The organism is Sorangium sp. So ce1014 (genome assembly GCF_051521505.1).
GTDB lineage: Bacteria > Myxococcota_A > Polyangia > Polyangiales > Polyangiaceae > Sorangium.
The window spans coordinates 9,250,573-9,264,673 of sequence record NZ_CP150356.1 but is presented as its reverse complement, the minus strand read 5'-3'; the positions used below and the strand labels follow the sequence as shown (position 1 = coordinate 9,264,673).

The 14,101-nt window shown below is 68.7% G+C and carries 14 protein-coding genes; 8 read left to right on the top strand and 6 right to left on the bottom strand.

Features of this window, described 5'->3' with window-relative positions; genetic code table 11:
* Positions 1-268: 268 nt before the first annotated feature.
* Both WME75_RS35095 and WME75_RS35090 read right to left on the bottom strand, forming a co-directional pair.
* The gene (locus tag WME75_RS35095) at positions 269-2,674 is read right to left on the bottom strand and encodes a protein kinase domain-containing protein (RefSeq protein ID WP_437480109.1); all 2,406 of its coding nucleotides are present in this window, start codon (positions 2,672-2,674) and stop codon (positions 269-271) included.
* A complete protein-coding gene (locus WME75_RS35090) occupies positions 2,671-3,912 on the bottom strand; it encodes a TIR domain-containing protein (protein WP_437480107.1) in 1,242 nt (413 codons plus the stop codon). Before WME75_RS35090 ends, WME75_RS35095 begins: the two co-directional genes overlap by 4 nt.
* A 274-nt stretch (positions 3,913-4,186) precedes the next feature.
* Between WME75_RS35090 and WME75_RS35085 the strand changes: the two genes are divergently transcribed.
* The 7 genes from WME75_RS35085 (at position 4,187) to WME75_RS35055 (ending at position 8,884) form a co-directional block, all read left to right on the top strand.
* The gene (locus tag WME75_RS35085; protein WP_437480104.1) at positions 4,187-4,351 is read left to right on the top strand and encodes a hypothetical protein; all 165 of its coding nucleotides are present in this window, start codon (positions 4,187-4,189) and stop codon (positions 4,349-4,351) included.
* 49 nt (positions 4,352-4,400) lie between these two features.
* Positions 4,401-4,556, top strand: a complete 156-nt coding sequence (locus WME75_RS35080; RefSeq protein ID WP_437480102.1) for a hypothetical protein — start codon at positions 4,401-4,403, stop codon at positions 4,554-4,556.
* Positions 4,557-4,862: 306 nt separating this feature from the next.
* Positions 4,863-5,219, top strand: a complete 357-nt coding sequence (locus tag WME75_RS35075) for an ArsR/SmtB family transcription factor (protein WP_437480099.1) — start codon at positions 4,863-4,865, stop codon at positions 5,217-5,219.
* A complete protein-coding gene (locus WME75_RS35070) occupies positions 5,206-5,730 on the top strand; it encodes an SRPBCC family protein (RefSeq protein ID WP_437480097.1) in 525 nt (174 codons plus the stop codon). Before WME75_RS35075 ends, WME75_RS35070 begins: the two co-directional genes overlap by 14 nt.
* Before the next feature lie 190 nt (positions 5,731-5,920).
* A complete protein-coding gene (locus tag WME75_RS35065) occupies positions 5,921-6,103 on the top strand; it encodes a hypothetical protein (protein ID WP_437480095.1) in 183 nt (60 codons plus the stop codon).
* 722 nt (positions 6,104-6,825) lie between these two features.
* Entirely contained in the window at positions 6,826-8,250 is a 1,425-nt protein-coding gene (locus WME75_RS35060) for an ImmA/IrrE family metallo-endopeptidase (protein WP_437480093.1), read from the top strand.
* Positions 8,251-8,443: 193 nt separating this feature from the next.
* The gene (locus tag WME75_RS35055) at positions 8,444-8,884 is read left to right on the top strand and encodes a hypothetical protein (RefSeq protein WP_437480090.1); all 441 of its coding nucleotides are present in this window, start codon (positions 8,444-8,446) and stop codon (positions 8,882-8,884) included.
* 9 nt (positions 8,885-8,893) lie between these two features.
* Here WME75_RS35055 and WME75_RS35050 read toward each other — a convergent pair whose 3' ends face one another.
* The 3 genes from WME75_RS35050 to WME75_RS35040 form a co-directional block, all read right to left on the bottom strand.
* Positions 8,894-9,097, bottom strand: a complete 204-nt coding sequence (locus tag WME75_RS35050; RefSeq protein WP_437494982.1) for a hypothetical protein — start codon at positions 9,095-9,097, stop codon at positions 8,894-8,896.
* Entirely contained in the window at positions 9,024-9,308 is a 285-nt protein-coding gene (locus WME75_RS35045; protein WP_437494980.1) for a hypothetical protein, read from the bottom strand. The genes WME75_RS35050 and WME75_RS35045 overlap by 74 nt, the downstream gene beginning before the upstream one ends.
* A 348-nt stretch (positions 9,309-9,656) precedes the next feature.
* Positions 9,657-10,475: a TVP38/TMEM64 family protein gene (locus tag WME75_RS35040; RefSeq protein ID WP_437480088.1), complete on the bottom strand. Its 819-nt coding sequence runs from the start codon at positions 10,473-10,475 to the stop codon at positions 9,657-9,659.
* Positions 10,476-10,575: 100 nt separating this feature from the next.
* On the opposite strand from WME75_RS35040, the gene WME75_RS35035 reads away from it, so the two are divergent.
* Positions 10,576-11,820: a cytochrome P450 gene (locus tag WME75_RS35035; protein WP_437480085.1), complete on the top strand. Its 1,245-nt coding sequence runs from the start codon at positions 10,576-10,578 to the stop codon at positions 11,818-11,820.
* A gap of 367 nt (positions 11,821-12,187) precedes the next feature.
* Here WME75_RS35035 and WME75_RS35030 read toward each other — a convergent pair whose 3' ends face one another.
* Positions 12,188-12,523: a DUF6968 family protein gene (locus WME75_RS35030; protein WP_437480082.1), complete on the bottom strand. Its 336-nt coding sequence runs from the start codon at positions 12,521-12,523 to the stop codon at positions 12,188-12,190.
* Positions 12,524-14,101: the final 1,578 nt, after the last annotated feature.

Sequence of the window (14,101 nt, the reverse complement as noted above, 5' to 3'; positions counted from 1 at the left end):
TCGCGCTGCGATCAGGCTTGATTTGCCTACGCGCTCTTCTTCGTCGATGAGATCAACAAGATGCCTTCCCCCCGCGATGCCGGGCCGGGGGCGCGCCCGGCCCTCCGCCCACGCCACACGAGCCCATGGTGCGGCCAAAGCGTGCGGCCCCGCAATAGGCTGTAGATGGCGCCGGCGTAGGTGCGGCGCAGACGCCCTGGCGGCGCGGGCGGGGGTCGCGATGTCGTTGGCTGGCGGAGTTGCGGGCGACGGACGGCACCCGCCGTGGTCATCCCCAGCGCGAGAGGCCCACACCCAGGATCAGCCCCGCGGATAGGGCCAGGACCGCCCCCAAGATCAGCGCTGCGGCCGCGCAGAACAACACAGATCGCCGCGGGCGGACATCGAGATCGCGCGGAAGGTGGGTATCAGTGCTCGAGCCCGCCCGAACGGCAGGGGGCGCGAGCGCGTGAGCCCCGGCCGAGCGCCGCCCGGCCGGCGAGCTCGGCAGCTCGAGCGATCCCTCCCATTCCGCCGACGCCTCGCGCGCTCTATCCGGCGCATCCTCCGTGCCGACGCTTCCCGCCGCCGACCACGCGCGCCGGAGCGCGTCAGAGAACGCGGCCGCATCGCCGAAGCGCCCCGCCGCTCTCCACGCGACCGCCCGCTTGAGCACGTCCTTGAGGGCCGTGGAGCACGAGAGCTGCTCGATCTGCTCCTCCGCATTGCGCAGCACGTCGAGCGGCAGCTCTTCCCCGCGAAGTGCGAACACCGCCGTCATCCCCAGGCCGTACACGTCCGCGCGCGCGTCCGCTTCCTGCGGCCGGTGCAGCAGCTCAGGAGCCGCATAGATGATGGTACCCATGGCCCCGGTCCGCGTTCCGCCCGTCGTATCCGCGCCGCTCACCAGATCGAAATCGGTGAGCCGCGGCGACCCCGAATCGTCCAGCAGGATGTTCGCGGGCTTGACGTCGCGGTGCACGTACCCCTTCGCGTGCGCCTTCGCCAGCGTGTCTCCAACCTTCAGGATGATCGGCAGCACCGCCTCCCCGACGACTCGCTTCTCCAGCACTGCCCGCCGGAGGTCACCGCCGGCAACGAAATCCATCACGAAGTAATGGTAACCGCCGTCGTTGCCGTGCGCCTCGATGACGCGCACCACCGCCTCGTGCGCGAGCTCCGCCATGATCCGCGCCCCGCGGAAGAACCTCTCGAGCCGGATCGCGTCTCCGCCCAGCCAGGCGTGGAGCACCTTGATCGCAACCTGCTCGTTCCTGTCGCGATCGAAGGCTCGCCACACGACCCCGAACCCGCCGCTGCCGATGGGCTCGAGCAGCAGGTAGCGCCCGTCCCCGAGCGAATCGCCGGCCCGCAGCTGCCCGCCTTCCCGGAGCTGCCGGCGCAGGCTGAGGATCTCCTGGTCCACCGCCACGTTGATCACCCCGGCTTCCTGGAGCGAGCGTTTCCGGCTCCGCGCCGCTTCGAGGCGCACGCTCAGGGAGCGCGTCTCCTCGTTCGGGTAGCTCGGCGTGAACGGGAGCGGCGGCGGCGCGTCCGCGGCGGCGAGAGGGACGGGCTCCGTTCCCGGCAGCTCGAGATCCATGGTGATGTAGGGTTCTCGTTCGGCGCGCGACAGGGGCCAGTAATCGTGGCATGTGGGTGTGTCCTGATCACGGTCCTGACGGGATGGCGTCAGGTCGAGCGGGCCCCCCGCTCCGAAGACGCGCCGGTAGATATCGTTTCGGAACGGCTTGATGCCGCGGCCGATGCCGACGAGCGTGAGTTCCTGCCGCGCTCGCTCGTCGACGTCTTGCCGGGTGCAAAGGCGCCGGAAGTTCGAGAGCAGCCGCGGGTTCTTGGTGGCCGTGTCATACATGCTGTTGAAGTGCACGTTCCGGGGAGCACCCTGCACGATCGCTTCGACCGCCACGTCGACGTCGGCTGCGCCGATCGGCGCTTTCGCGGCCATCGCCATGCTCCAGAGCTGCTCGAGCACGAGCTGGCACAGATAGACGGAGCCCCCCGTGTGCCTGAAGAGCCTCGCGTGCACGAACCCGTCGACGGCAGCGCCAGAATCGGTGAGGTGGAGCGAGAGCTCCTTAACCTGAGCCGGGGACAGGTCGTCGAGCTCGACCTCGATGCCCACGTTGAAAGGAGAGCGGAGCTCATCCTCGATGAGGCGCGACGGGTGGGCCGCCCCTGACAGCACGATCTGGAGACGGTCGAGCCGCTCTTCGACAGCTCGCAGGTTGAAGAGGGACCGAATTTGACTGAAGAACTGCTCCTTGAAGCGGGCGTCGATCAGCACGTCGATCTCGTCGACGAAGACGACGAGCCGCTCCTGGAACGTCGACAACCAGTAGAGGAAGGTGTCCTCCGGATAGTCCGGCTGGATGTTATCGCTGGCGAGCTGCGCGCTGCGAGAGACCGCGCTCAGGAAGCGACGCCAGAACGCGTCGTAGTCGTCGATGGGGAAAGGCGAGAGATCCACGAGCGCGCATCGGAACACGCTCGGCTCGAGGGCGCTCATCGTGCGCACGATCAGGCTCGATTTACCGCTCTGCCGCGGGGCCACGAGGTAGGGGTATCGCTGGTTTTCCTCGATCTCTTTCCTGAGCTCGCGGTCCGCGCGCCGTTCGATGTACGACTTCCCGCTGAACGTCCCCGCCGCGCGGTAAGGGATCCCGGAGCTCATCCGTAGTGCCTCTTGTCGCCGAGGCGCGCCAGGAGCACCTCGGCGGGGAGCCCTGCTCGCGCGGCCTCGAACAGCTCATAACAGATGCACTGAATCGCTCTCGGGTGGCGGTTCGACATGCGGATGATCTCGCTCCGGTGCGCTCGTGCCACCTTGTGCGCGGGGTGTGGCAACAGCGAGAGCAGCCTGTCGATCCCTGCGTCCGAGAGCGGCTCCACCTGGATCGCGAGCCACCCGTCCCTGTGCTTCGGGTTGTGGAGCCCACGCGCCGCGAGGAACTCATGGATGGAACAGGGCAGACAGACGACCACGCGCACGCTCTGCTCGTAGGTCACCGCCAGGTGATGGAGAGAGGGGACGAACAACCGGGCGACGTCCGGCGTGAGGTGCCCGAGCTCGTCCAGCAGCAGGGCGATGGGCTGCCGGTCGGCCACCTCGGCGAGGTCCACCCAGTCGTCCGCCTTGCCGAACTGGCGTCGGACGAGCTCGAAGAAGCGCTTGTAAAAAGCGTTTACATCATCGGTTCGAAGCGACTGCAGATCGAGGTAGCATGTGCTCCTGCTTCGGCTCAGCTGCTTGTGGGTACGCACGAGGAGGCTGGATTTGCCCACCTCGTAATCGCCGCTGATCACGACCAGCGGGTGCCGCTCGAGCGCGGCCCCAAGCTCATGATCGCATGTGCGCTCCACATAAGAGGGCTTATCGAGCTTGAGGGCGCCGCGCTTCTGGAAAGGGTTGTCCCGCGGGATCTCGGGTATCTCCGGTGGATCCGGCGGGGGCTGCTCGCCGGGGGATTTACGTGGCAGCGCTTCCCGGAGGCCGATGATGACGTCCTTCCATGCCTCGTCCCGCACCGCCCAGCTCGTCACGGCCTTTCCGTTCCGCGGGAGCGCCTCGAGCTCGGCAAAGGGCGCATCTTGCCAGACGCACTCGCGCAGGATGATCGGGATTACCTGCGCTTCACCAGCGCGGCACCGCGCAAGCGCGCGCTTCACCTCGAGCTCGTTGCAGTAGTCGGACGCCAGGAAGTCAGCGCTGACGAGGAGCAGGATCACATGAGCGGCCTCGAGGTGCTCGTCGATCGCAGCCTGGGCGTCGTCGCCGGCGTCGATTTTCCGATGGTGCCAGCCCCTGATCACGCCGCGCCGCATCAGCGCTGCGAGGTGGGCTTCGAGCTCATCCCGCAGCGATTCGTCCTTGTAGGAGTAGGAGAAGAAGACGTCGATAGGGGTTGGCATGGTGCTTCGCCGAGGCGGCGCGGCCGACGGTGCGGAGTATACACGACCCCCTGCCGGCTGGGCAGCGGCCCCTCGCCGAGCTCGATGAGCTGCGTGGCGCGCCCGGACCATTGCACGTGCCGAGCGCGGGCGCTTCGCCTACCGGCCCGATGGCGACGGCTAGGCGATCGGTCACCGCACCTGCGCGGTCCGCGCCGAGGCCGCGAGCTTCACGGTCACGCCCACGGAGACCGCGGGCGACATGGCCGCGGCCGCGCCGGCGCGCTTGGAGACGGTGTCCATCGCGCGCGGCCTCGCGCAGCGCGCGCTCGGGCCGGGCGAAGGGCGCGTCGAGCAGGACGGGCACCTCGCGCTCGCGCGCGGCGACGTGATCGAGCACCTGCGCAGCGCAAGGGCGCTGGCGCTGGACAGGGTGGTACGCTATGGGCCGGAGCGATGAGTGAGGAGCGTGAGCCGATGTCCTCGAGTGCCCAACTTGCAAGGGGCGGATGAAGCTCGTCGCCATGGTGACCGAGCCCCGGAACATCGCCCGCTTCCTCTCCGCGCTCGGCGAGCCGACGGATGTTCCAGCACGCTCTCCCGGCGTCCACGCGGCGGCCGCCGTACTGGAAGAGCACCGTTCTGCGCCGCAAGGCGCCCGGTGACGCCGCATAGCGTCTCGCGACGCGCCCCCCGGGCCAGACCAACGCCCGGACGGACACGTGTGCCCACGGTACGCCGATGGGCCCCGTAGCGCGCTCGGCGCCGCCCGGACCACGCTCCGCTCTTTCGACCCAGGACCGAGCCATCACGACGCTCGCGGTCCCACCCTTTCGGTTTGCTGCGCTACACTTCTTCGCGCTGCGATCCGGCTTTTTTTACCTACGCGCTGCTACCAGGCAGCTCGCGACGGAGCACGCGCTCGATCTCCTCTTGCACGACGCCGACTCGCGCGTTAAACACTGAACCACATGGTTCAGTGTTCGAGTGCCCGCCTCGATGCTTCCTTCGCCGCGCTTTCCGACGCGACCCGGCGCGGCGTTCTGGAGCAGCTCGGACGAGCCGACGCTTCGATCACGGACCTCGCCGAGAAGTTTCACATGACCCTCACGGGCATGAAGAAGCACGTCGGCGTCCTCGAGCGGGCCGGCCTCGTCACCACCGAGAAGGTCGGCCGCGTGCGTACCTGCAAGCTCGGTTCGCGCCCGCTCGACGAAGAGACGGCGTGGATCGAGAGGTACCGCCAGCTCTGGGCCGCACGCTTCGACGAGCTGGACAAGGTCATCGAGGAGCTGAAACGAAAGGAGAACGTCGATGGACGCAAGTAAAGAGAGTGAGCCCAGATTGACGAGTGATCGCACGACGGTGGAACCGAAGTCTGATCGCGAGATCGTCGTCACACGGACCTTCGATGCCCCGGCGCGCATCGTGTTCCAGGCGTGGACCACGCCGGAGCTGTTCAGGCGGTGGTGGATACCGAAGTCGATGCCCGTGCCTCTACTTTCCTACGAAGCGGATATTCGCGCCGGCGGCGGCTACCGCCTGGTCTTTGGTCACGACGCCGCGCAGCCGATGGCGTTCTTCGGCACGTACCTCGAAGTGACACCGCATTCGCGCATCGTGTGGACGAACGACGAAGCGGGCGACGATGGCGCCGTCACGACCGTGACCCTCGAGGAAAAAGGCGGCAAGACGCTGCAGGTGCTGCACGAGCTCTATCGATCGAAGCAAGCGCGCGACGCCGCCCTGGCCTCGGGCGCGTACAGCGGGATGGGCGAGACGTTCGAGCAGCTCGATGAGCTCCTCGTCACGCTTTGTACGACGGCGCGATCGTCCTGAAGCCATCGCGCGGGAGGGGCGCCGGGGAGCGCGACGAGCGCGGTCCTCCTTCTCGGCGCTGCGCATTCACGCGGGCGGCGCGAGGCGCACGAGGGCCGCCGCCTCGGCACGCGCGCGAAGAGGGCGCGGAGCTCGGGCGGGATTCTCTGCAAATGCACGCGTCGCGGAGGGCGCGACGGATTTTCTCTGGATGATGCTGCTCGGCGCAGGCAGCTTCCTCGGGGTGGACGTGGCCGTCGCCGCGGCCGCACTCAATACGCTCGGGCTCGTCGTGCTCGGTTATCTCGCCATCGCGCTCCTGCGCAGACGCTACGAGGGCAAGACGCTCGTCGCCGCGTCAGCATGCGCGCTTCTCGGGATCGGCTCCTCGTAGATCGCCGCGATGTCCGCGGCGGGATTCAGCGCGGGTCTTTACAGCTCGGTCGCCGCGCTCGCGTTTTACATCCTCTACACGCGCCGCGGCGCGGCCTGCTTTCCGGCGGCCGGTCGTCATCGAGTGGTGTTCCTGGCGGGACTGTTCCGCGGGGGCGAACCGGTGCGATCCGTCGGATGCTCCGCGGTTTTGGGAGAGTGTGACGACGGATCGCACCCCTTCGGGAGGCATGGGCCCAACCCGGGCCCAGCGGCCACGCCCCGGGCCTGGGGAGCTTGCCCTGACCGAGCCGTCACCTCGGGCGGCCGTGCTCGCCTCGCTCGCCAGCGCCCTGAGCCGCGCCGTCTCCCTCGGGGATGAGGTGGCGGCCCGGGTCGTTCACGAAGCGATCGGTCGGCTGCTCGGGCTGCCGATGGCACTGGAGGGGTGAGCAGGCCTGGGCCGAACGTCAAGCCCGCCGCATTCTCCGTCCCATCCCTGCCTCCTGGTGCCTCCGGGGGTGTCCACGGAAGCGGGGCAGGACCATCCCGTTTTCGTGGACGTAACCGTCGGGCAAGGCTCGCAAGTCGATGTCGGGGCGCATGCGAAGGCAGGGCGCATCGGTCCGTCAGCGGCACACCGCGCGGAGGGCGATGAGACCATGCTCTCGCGCGCCGACCGCTGCGCGGCCCGCTCCGGCGCGGGGCTCGACCTGGGGTGCGTACAGGTGTACGTTCATACCCATGGGACGCCTCTCGACCGTGCTCCGCGAAGCCCGCCGCGCCGCCAAGCTCAGCGAGCGGATCCTGAGCGGCATGGTGGGCCTGACGGAGGAGCGGCTCCTCAGCCTGGAGGCTGGAACGGCCGAGGCGACCCCGGAGGAGCTCGATGCCTACGCGACCGTCTTCGGGCTGAACATAGCCGACTTCGCGGAGGGGAAGGCGAGGCAGGCGCGCCTGACGCAGATGTTCTTCCGCTCGAGCGCCGATGGCGGCGCTGCCGCCCTGGATGAGCTCATCCTGACGGGCGCTCAGCAGGGGATCGGCGAGTTCGTGCGCTGTACGCGGGACATCGCCGCGCTCGAGGCCCTGCTCGGCCACCCCATGCCAAAGGCGCTGCCGGTCCCCCCGACCGCGCTCATCGAAGGCGACAGCGCACCCCCGCATAAGGCCGACCGGCTCGCGAGCTGGCTTCGGGCGGAGCTCGGGCTCGGCAGCGAGCCTATCCCTTCGATGATAGAGCTCCTCAAAGACGTGCTCGGCGCTCACGTCGTCTGGGTCACGCCCGATCAACTGCACCCGACCATCGAAGGCGCCCACGCGAGCGAGCCGCGCGCGGCGGTGCTCGTGAACCTCGTCGAGGGGCCCTCCTGCTGGTGGCGCACGCGGATGACGCTCGGTCACGAGCTCTGCCACCTGCTCTGCGACCAGGATCAGAGCCTCGATCGCATCGCGCTCTTCAGCCCGCACGCCGAGAGGAAGGAGCTGCGAAGGCGTTGGAACCTGTTCGACGGCTTCGAGCGCATCGAGCGCCGGGCGAGCGCTTTCGCGGCCTGCCTGCTCGCCCCGGAGGAGGCGGTGAAGGCAGCGGTCGGTACGCGTGACGTTACGAGCGAGGAGGCAATCACGCGCGTCGGCCAGACCTTCGGGCTGGGCCGGACGACGGCCATCAACCGCCTTCAGCATGTCTTCGGGCTCAGCCAGGAGGTCCGGCGCGCCATGGCTGCGAGGAGCGCGAGCCACTGGCCGTTCATCGACCATCCCGACTGCGTTCGCGGAGGCATCGGGCTGCGCGACGGCGTGCTCCGGGATCTAGCCATCGACGCCCTGGCCGCTGGGAAGATCGACCGGGTGCGTGTGCGCGGGTACCTGCGCTTGCCCCTCACGGAGCCTCTGGCGGAAGATGCGCGTCTGACGCCGGAGCAGCGGGCGCCGGTGCGACGGCGGGAAGACCGGATCCGGGCGATCGCGCAGCAGCACGTGGAGGCGAACCTGGAGGACGGGGCCGCGTACGTCGCCGCCGAGGTGCGCGAGGAGAGCGGAGCGTTCCGGGTGGGGCTCAAGCGGCGCTATCCGGTCGAGGGTGAGGGCTCAGCATCCTGCGGCTACGTGATCCTCTCGTATGGGCTCGGCGTCGTCGACGCGCGGCTCGAGGGCTCGCGGTCCTGAACGGCTCAGGGGGGCCGAGGGCTCGGTGTCCTTCGGTTCGCCCTCCTGAAAAAATCGTGGCGGCGATCCCTCAGCATTTCCTTCTGCCGGTGTACTGAGGCTCATGGCGAACGTCGTAGGTCCACAACGGGGCGCTGAGGTCTGCCACCGGGAGCAGTCGAGGCCGAACCGTTGCGTGCCCGCGTGCGCGTGCATGGTCTTGGCGCGGCTCGGCCGCGCGATGGAGGAGGACTCGCTCTGCGCCGCCTGGGTCGGGAGCAAGAGGGGCTTTTCTTTGGCGGATGCGGCCGCCGCGGTCGGCGGTCATTCGATGGGCCTGGATATGGATAATCCCTCCAGCTATGTCTACCTGCGCACGCGGCTCGCCGAGCCCTGCTGGATCATCGCCCAGATGTTCGCAGCGCCGCTGATGCGTATCGCCCAGGCCCTCGCGCGCCCGCCGGCTCCCTCCCGCTTCGGCGCGCTCACGAACGAGCCTTTGGGGTCTCTCCACGCGGTCGTGCTCGTGAGCGCGGATGCCGCGGGCTTTCACTATCTCGACCCGTTCTATCCCGTCGACCGTCAGCCGCTGGTGCTGTCAGAAGAGCAGTTTGCCGAAGCCTGGCAGGGCCAGGTCGTGATCGTCGCGACGTGAGGGCCAGCGTTACCCGCGCGCGTCGCCGGCGGGCTCGCGCGCCGGGTGGGCGCCGAGCTGCTCTGCGTAGGGCGCGGCGCGCTCCTCGACGTCGGTCCGCACGAAGACCTCGCCGCCGTCGACGAGCAGCCGCGCGAGGCTATCGAGCAGCGCCGGGCCCATCGCGAGGCGCTTCTCGTGCCGCTTCTTCCACCACGGATCGGGGAAGTGCAGGAAGAACCGCGCGACCGACGCGTTGGGACGGAACCGCGCGAGGCGCGCGCGAGCGCCTCGCGCGCGCCTCGCGCGCGTCGGCGTTGAGCGCCCGCACGTGCCCGCCGAGGCCGCGCTGCTTCAGGCGCGCGTCGACGACCGCCGTCCACTTGAGGCAGATCTCCAGGCCGAGCAGCCGCGCCTCGGGGCTGGCCGCCGCGCGCTCGAACAGGAAGCCGCCGCGGCCGGGGCCGATCTCGATCTCGACGGGGCCGGAGGCGGGTAGGAAGTCTAAGAGCTTTTGTGGATGTCAGGAAACTTCGCTCTTTCTAGCCCTCACGTCGAGTCGAGTGCACACACCCTCTTCTGTTGCGATCTCGCTCGCGTGAGGAAATCCCAGAAAAATGAAGATGTTGGCTGACCATGTTGTGAGCGAGGTCCACCACCGTGAGCTACCGTGACCCCTTGCAATCGGGCACGCGCGGGCGAGCCTCAGTTGGAACGCATCGAAATTATTAACCTTTGCGCGGAACGCACTTCCGTCCCAGGAAAGATCTGGCGGGATTTCTGACACACGCAATTAGCCGGACCCATTGCGCTTCTGCGCCGACCTCCGCCGCCATTCCGGCAAGCGGACGACAAGCAGCGCGATCCCGGGGAGCAGCACGATCCCGGCGAAGAGCAGCAGGACCGACGTGAACCGCGCGGCGGACGCGCCCAGCGCCGCGTAGGTGGCCGAGATGCCCAGGTTGGCCAGGGCCGTCACCGTGAAGAACGCGCGGCGGGGCATGCGGCCCGCGCCGGCGAAGACGACCGATGCCTCCGAGAGCACCGGCACGCCGCGGAAGAGGAGCAGGAACCAGGGGCCGTGTCGCTCGGCGGCGCGCGTGAGCCGCGCGAGCTCGGCCTCGCCCACCATTCGATGCAGGGCCGGCGCCCCCGCCCGCGCGCCGAGCAGGTAGCCCAGCCCCGCGCCCGCCGTCATGCCCGCCCAGGAGACCGCCGTCCCGCGCCAGAACCCGAGCAGGCCGCCCGCGGCCGTGCTCACGAAGCTCGAAGGCACCGGCAGGACCACATCGCCCGCGAGCAGCCCCCCCAGCACGAGCGCCGCCGCGCCGCCCGAGGGCGGGGCCGCGAGGAGCGCCCGCGCCGCCGCCTCGAGGCGGTCCGCGAAGAGGAAGAAGGGCACGAGGATGGCCAGGAGGAGCAGGCCGGAGAAGCCGGCCCAGCCCCGCCAGGAGCGCCGCGGGCGCGCCGGTGCGCCGGGGAGGCGGGGGCCCGCGGGGGGAGGGGTCGATCCAGGGGAAGGCGGCATGCAGCGCTCGGGTCCGGGGAGGGGCCGGCCCGTCGCGAGGAGGAGCTGGCCGGCCGGCGAGGAAGTATAGGTGTTCTGGCCCACGCGGCATAACATCGACAGGCGTCCGCGGCCGGGGCTCCCTCCCGGCGCCGGGCGCTCGCGCCTCGCTCGCGCGATCTCGCTGGAGCAGGAGACACTTAGCATGACAACCCCTGACGATCTGTGCGCCGCCCTCGGCGCCCGCAATCTCTTCGACCCCGGGCACCCGGCCGATCCCTATCCGTTCTATGCAGAGGCCCGCCGCGGCGCCCCCGTCTTCTTCAACGCGCCGGCGAACAGCTGGTTCGTCACGCGCGCGGAGGACGTGATGGCGGTGCTGCGCGACACGGAGCGCTTCTCCTCGAAAAACCTGATGAGCCCCAGGACCCCGCTGGCGCCCGAGGTCGTCGCCGTGCTCGGAGACCCCGAAGCGTGGCTGCCGACGCTGCTCACGACCGATCCGCCCGACCACACGCGGCTGCGCGGCCTCATCAACAAGGGCTTCTCCCCGCAGCGCGTCGCCGCGATGGAGCCGCAGATGCGGGCGCTCGCCGACGAGCTGATCGACGGGTTCGCCGCCGAGGGCCGGGCGGATCTGGTCCCGCGGTTCGCGTTCCCGTTCACGGCGCTCGTGATCGGCGACATGCTCGGGATGCCGCGCGCCGACATCGATCTGCTCAAGCGCTGGTCCGACGGCTGGATCAAGCTGGTCTGGAACGCGGAGCCCGTCCCGCAGCTGGTGGAGGCGGCGAAGGGGCTGCGCGCGTTCCAGCGCTACTTCGCCGAGGTGATCGCGGAGCGCCGGCGGAGCCCGGGCGACGATCTGCTCTCGGCGCTGATCCGGGCGCATGAAGACGGCGAGGCGCAGCTCAGCGAGGAGGAGCTGATCGCCGTGCCCATGCAGCTGATCCTGGCCGGGCACGAGACGACGCTCTACCTGATCGGCAACGCGCTGGCGCTGCTCCTGGAGCACCCGGCGCACCTCGCCGCCGTGCGCGAGGACCCGGCGCGGCTCGGCCACGTCGTCGAGGAGACGCTGCGGCTCGACTCGCCGCTCCTCTGGCTCGCGCGGCAGACGACGACGGAGGTCGAGCTGGCCGGCGTGAAGGTGCCGGCGCACGCGACGGTCCAGCTGGCCATCTGCTCGGCCAACCACGAGGAGAGCGTGTTCGGCGAGCCGACGACCTTCAACCCCTGCCGGCCGAACGCCGATCGGCATTTCTCCTTCGGCCGGGGCACCCATTTCTGCCTCGGCGCGCCGCTCGCGCGGCTGGAGGCCCGCGTCGCGCTGGAGCAGCTGCTCGCGCGCCTTCCGAACCTGCGCCTCGACCCGGATCATCCGCTGGAGCGAGCCCGGATCATCGGCTTCCGTGGCTACGAGCACCTGCACACGCTCTGGGGTTTCTGAGGCGGTCGCCCGCTGCGGGTGACCGACGCTATCGGACTCCCGTGTGAGCGCTATGCCTGGCAGCAGAACGTCGATGGCGCGACCGGCAGCCGACGAAGGCAAGTTTGGCGTCTTGCTCATCGACGCAAAACTGTGGTAGCGGCGTCGAGCGGATCATCTGCTCCAGGTAGAAGCGCCGCAGCCGGCGTCGAGGCGGCCCAGCACGGCGCGGCCGGCGTCGAGCTCCTGGAGCGCGAGCGGATCATCTCCTTCAAGCGAGGCGGCTCAACAGCTGGCCTTCTTCGGGAGGCGCCCCCCTGGCTCTCCAGGGCCTCGATGCCGGCCGCGCCGCGCTCCAAACGTCGGCCACGGCTCCAGCGCACCGGAGTCACGGCGCCGACGATCCTGCTTTCGGCTTCGTTAGTTTGAACTCCGGGAACCCGGTCCATGCCTCGTCGAGCCACGATAGCCGGCCATCATCCTCATAGTTAACGAGCATCGCCGGAATCAGGTAGAGCGCACTATATAGCGCGTGAAAAGCATCGATGCCGACGCCTTGTGTCTTATGGGATCTCCCCGCTCCAGCAACTTCCACATCAGCTTCCCAAAACGGAGAGGATGGCTTGGGTCGGTGCTCGGGTGCCCACACTCGAACCCGGATGCTATCTTGCGTCCCACTCGGAAGCGTCAGACTGATGGTACGTTCCGCGATCACGTCCCGCATGCCCCACCAGCTAGCGCGCTCTTTGGCGATGTCAAGCGCACTGGCTCAACAGGAGCCCAGGCACTTCTTCTGCCCGTTCTGGCGCGCCTGTTCGCAGATGCTCCTCATGAGCATGGGCGCGCGCTCGTCACAGTAAAGCTCCCATCGCGTCGACAGTGCAAAGCATGCAGTAGGGCAACTGGAACGGCATTTCTTGTAGCCCGTAGCCCGCCCTTCGTTGCTCTCCGAAAGGCAGTGAAACGTTTGCGGACGCGTCATGAATACCTCCAGCGCCGATCCGCACATAAGTCTCCATACGTTGACCCCAACATCTACCGCATCTTGACACCTTTCTTCTGCTGTGGTCGACTCGCCATGCTCTATTGTTTCCTCGTCCAACAGAGCCATTGATCCAGATGTCGGATTAGCCGTGCATGAAGGTATGAAACAGCAAATGAGAGCGGCGGCGATGGTGTTGAATGTTCGCATGCCCACGCTATTGCGACCTGTGTGCCTGGCTTGAGTGTGCTGCCAAGAGCCGCACCCAATGAACACAAGGCGTTTCGGTTTCTCAAGCTTCAGACTGAAGGCGGTTGAACAGTCATAGCCCGCCGAACGGCCAAAGGGCGCAAGGCGGCAGGTCGTCGGCCCTATGCTTCCGTTTGTAGCGGAAAGCCCTCGGTGGAGGTGTTCGTCAGCCATCTGGTTGGCGAACAGCCACCGCTCAGAAACCCGCAGCGCCGCGATGATTCGGCTTGACTATGGCGACGCCATCGCCCTCACGCGACGTGCACCTCGACCGCTGCCAAACCTAGCGGCGAAAAGGGGCCGCGCCGAGCTCACGCCCGGTGCCGAACTCGCCGGCGTCGCGCCCGCTCCGCGCCGAGGGGCGCGCGCCGGGCGAGGTGCTGCGCGAGATCGCCGCCCTGGCGAAGCTGGCCGAGGACGGCGGCGGGTACGGCGCTCCCCCAACGCCATTGGATGCGCGTGGTTCAGCATCGCTGCCCGGCAGAGCAGAAGCCAGCCCCGCGCGTGGGGCCACCCGCCCCTGGTCAGAAAGTCGGCCCGCGCGGCACGCAGCTTGCTCCTGGCCATCGGAAGCGGTCCTGGCCGGGTAGGTGAGCTTGCCCCCGGCATCGGAAACGGTCCTGGCCGGGTAGATGAGCATCCCCCCGGCATCGGAAACGGTCCTGGCCGGGTAGCTGAGCTTGCCCCCTGGCATCGGAAACGGTCCTGGCCGGGTAGCCGAGCTTGCCCCCGGCATCGGAAACGGTCCTGGCCGGGTAGGTGAGCTTGCCCCCGGCATCGGAAACGGTCCTGGCCGGGTAGCTGAGCTTGCCCCTGGCATCGGAAACGGTCCTGGCCGGGTAGCTGAGCTTGCCCCTGGCATCGGAAACGGTCCTGGCCGGGTAGCTGAGCTTGCCCCTGGCATCGGAAACGGTTCTGGCCGGGTCGCTGATCGACCCGGATCATCGCTGGAGCGAGCCCGGATCATCGGCTTTCGTGGCCACGAACACCTCCAGACGCTCTTCTGAGGCGCGGGCACACCGCCGGCGCGATGCATTGTAGTCTGGACGGGAAGATTGCCACGGCGCCGGC

Coding starts and splice junctions, on each gene's coding strand:
- WME75_RS35095 (WP_437480109.1), bottom strand. CDS start 2,674: ATGAGCTCCGGGATCCCTTACCGCGCGGCGGGGACGTTCAGCGGGAAG.
- WME75_RS35090 (WP_437480107.1), bottom strand. CDS start 3,912: ATGCCAACCCCTATCGACGTCTTCTTCTCCTACTCCTACAAGGACGAA.
- WME75_RS35080 (WP_437480102.1), top strand. CDS start 4,401: ATGAAGCTCGTCGCCATGGTGACCGAGCCCCGGAACATCGCCCGCTTC.
- WME75_RS35075 (WP_437480099.1), top strand. CDS start 4,863: ATGGTTCAGTGTTCGAGTGCCCGCCTCGATGCTTCCTTCGCCGCGCTT.
- WME75_RS35070 (WP_437480097.1), top strand. CDS start 5,206: ATGGACGCAAGTAAAGAGAGTGAGCCCAGATTGACGAGTGATCGCACG.
- WME75_RS35065 (WP_437480095.1), top strand. CDS start 5,921: ATGATGCTGCTCGGCGCAGGCAGCTTCCTCGGGGTGGACGTGGCCGTC.
- WME75_RS35060 (WP_437480093.1), top strand. CDS start 6,826: ATGGGACGCCTCTCGACCGTGCTCCGCGAAGCCCGCCGCGCCGCCAAG.
- WME75_RS35055 (WP_437480090.1), top strand. CDS start 8,444: ATGGTCTTGGCGCGGCTCGGCCGCGCGATGGAGGAGGACTCGCTCTGC.
- WME75_RS35035 (WP_437480085.1), top strand. CDS start 10,576: ATGACAACCCCTGACGATCTGTGCGCCGCCCTCGGCGCCCGCAATCTC.
- WME75_RS35030 (WP_437480082.1), bottom strand. CDS start 12,523: ATGCGGGACGTGATCGCGGAACGTACCATCAGTCTGACGCTTCCGAGT.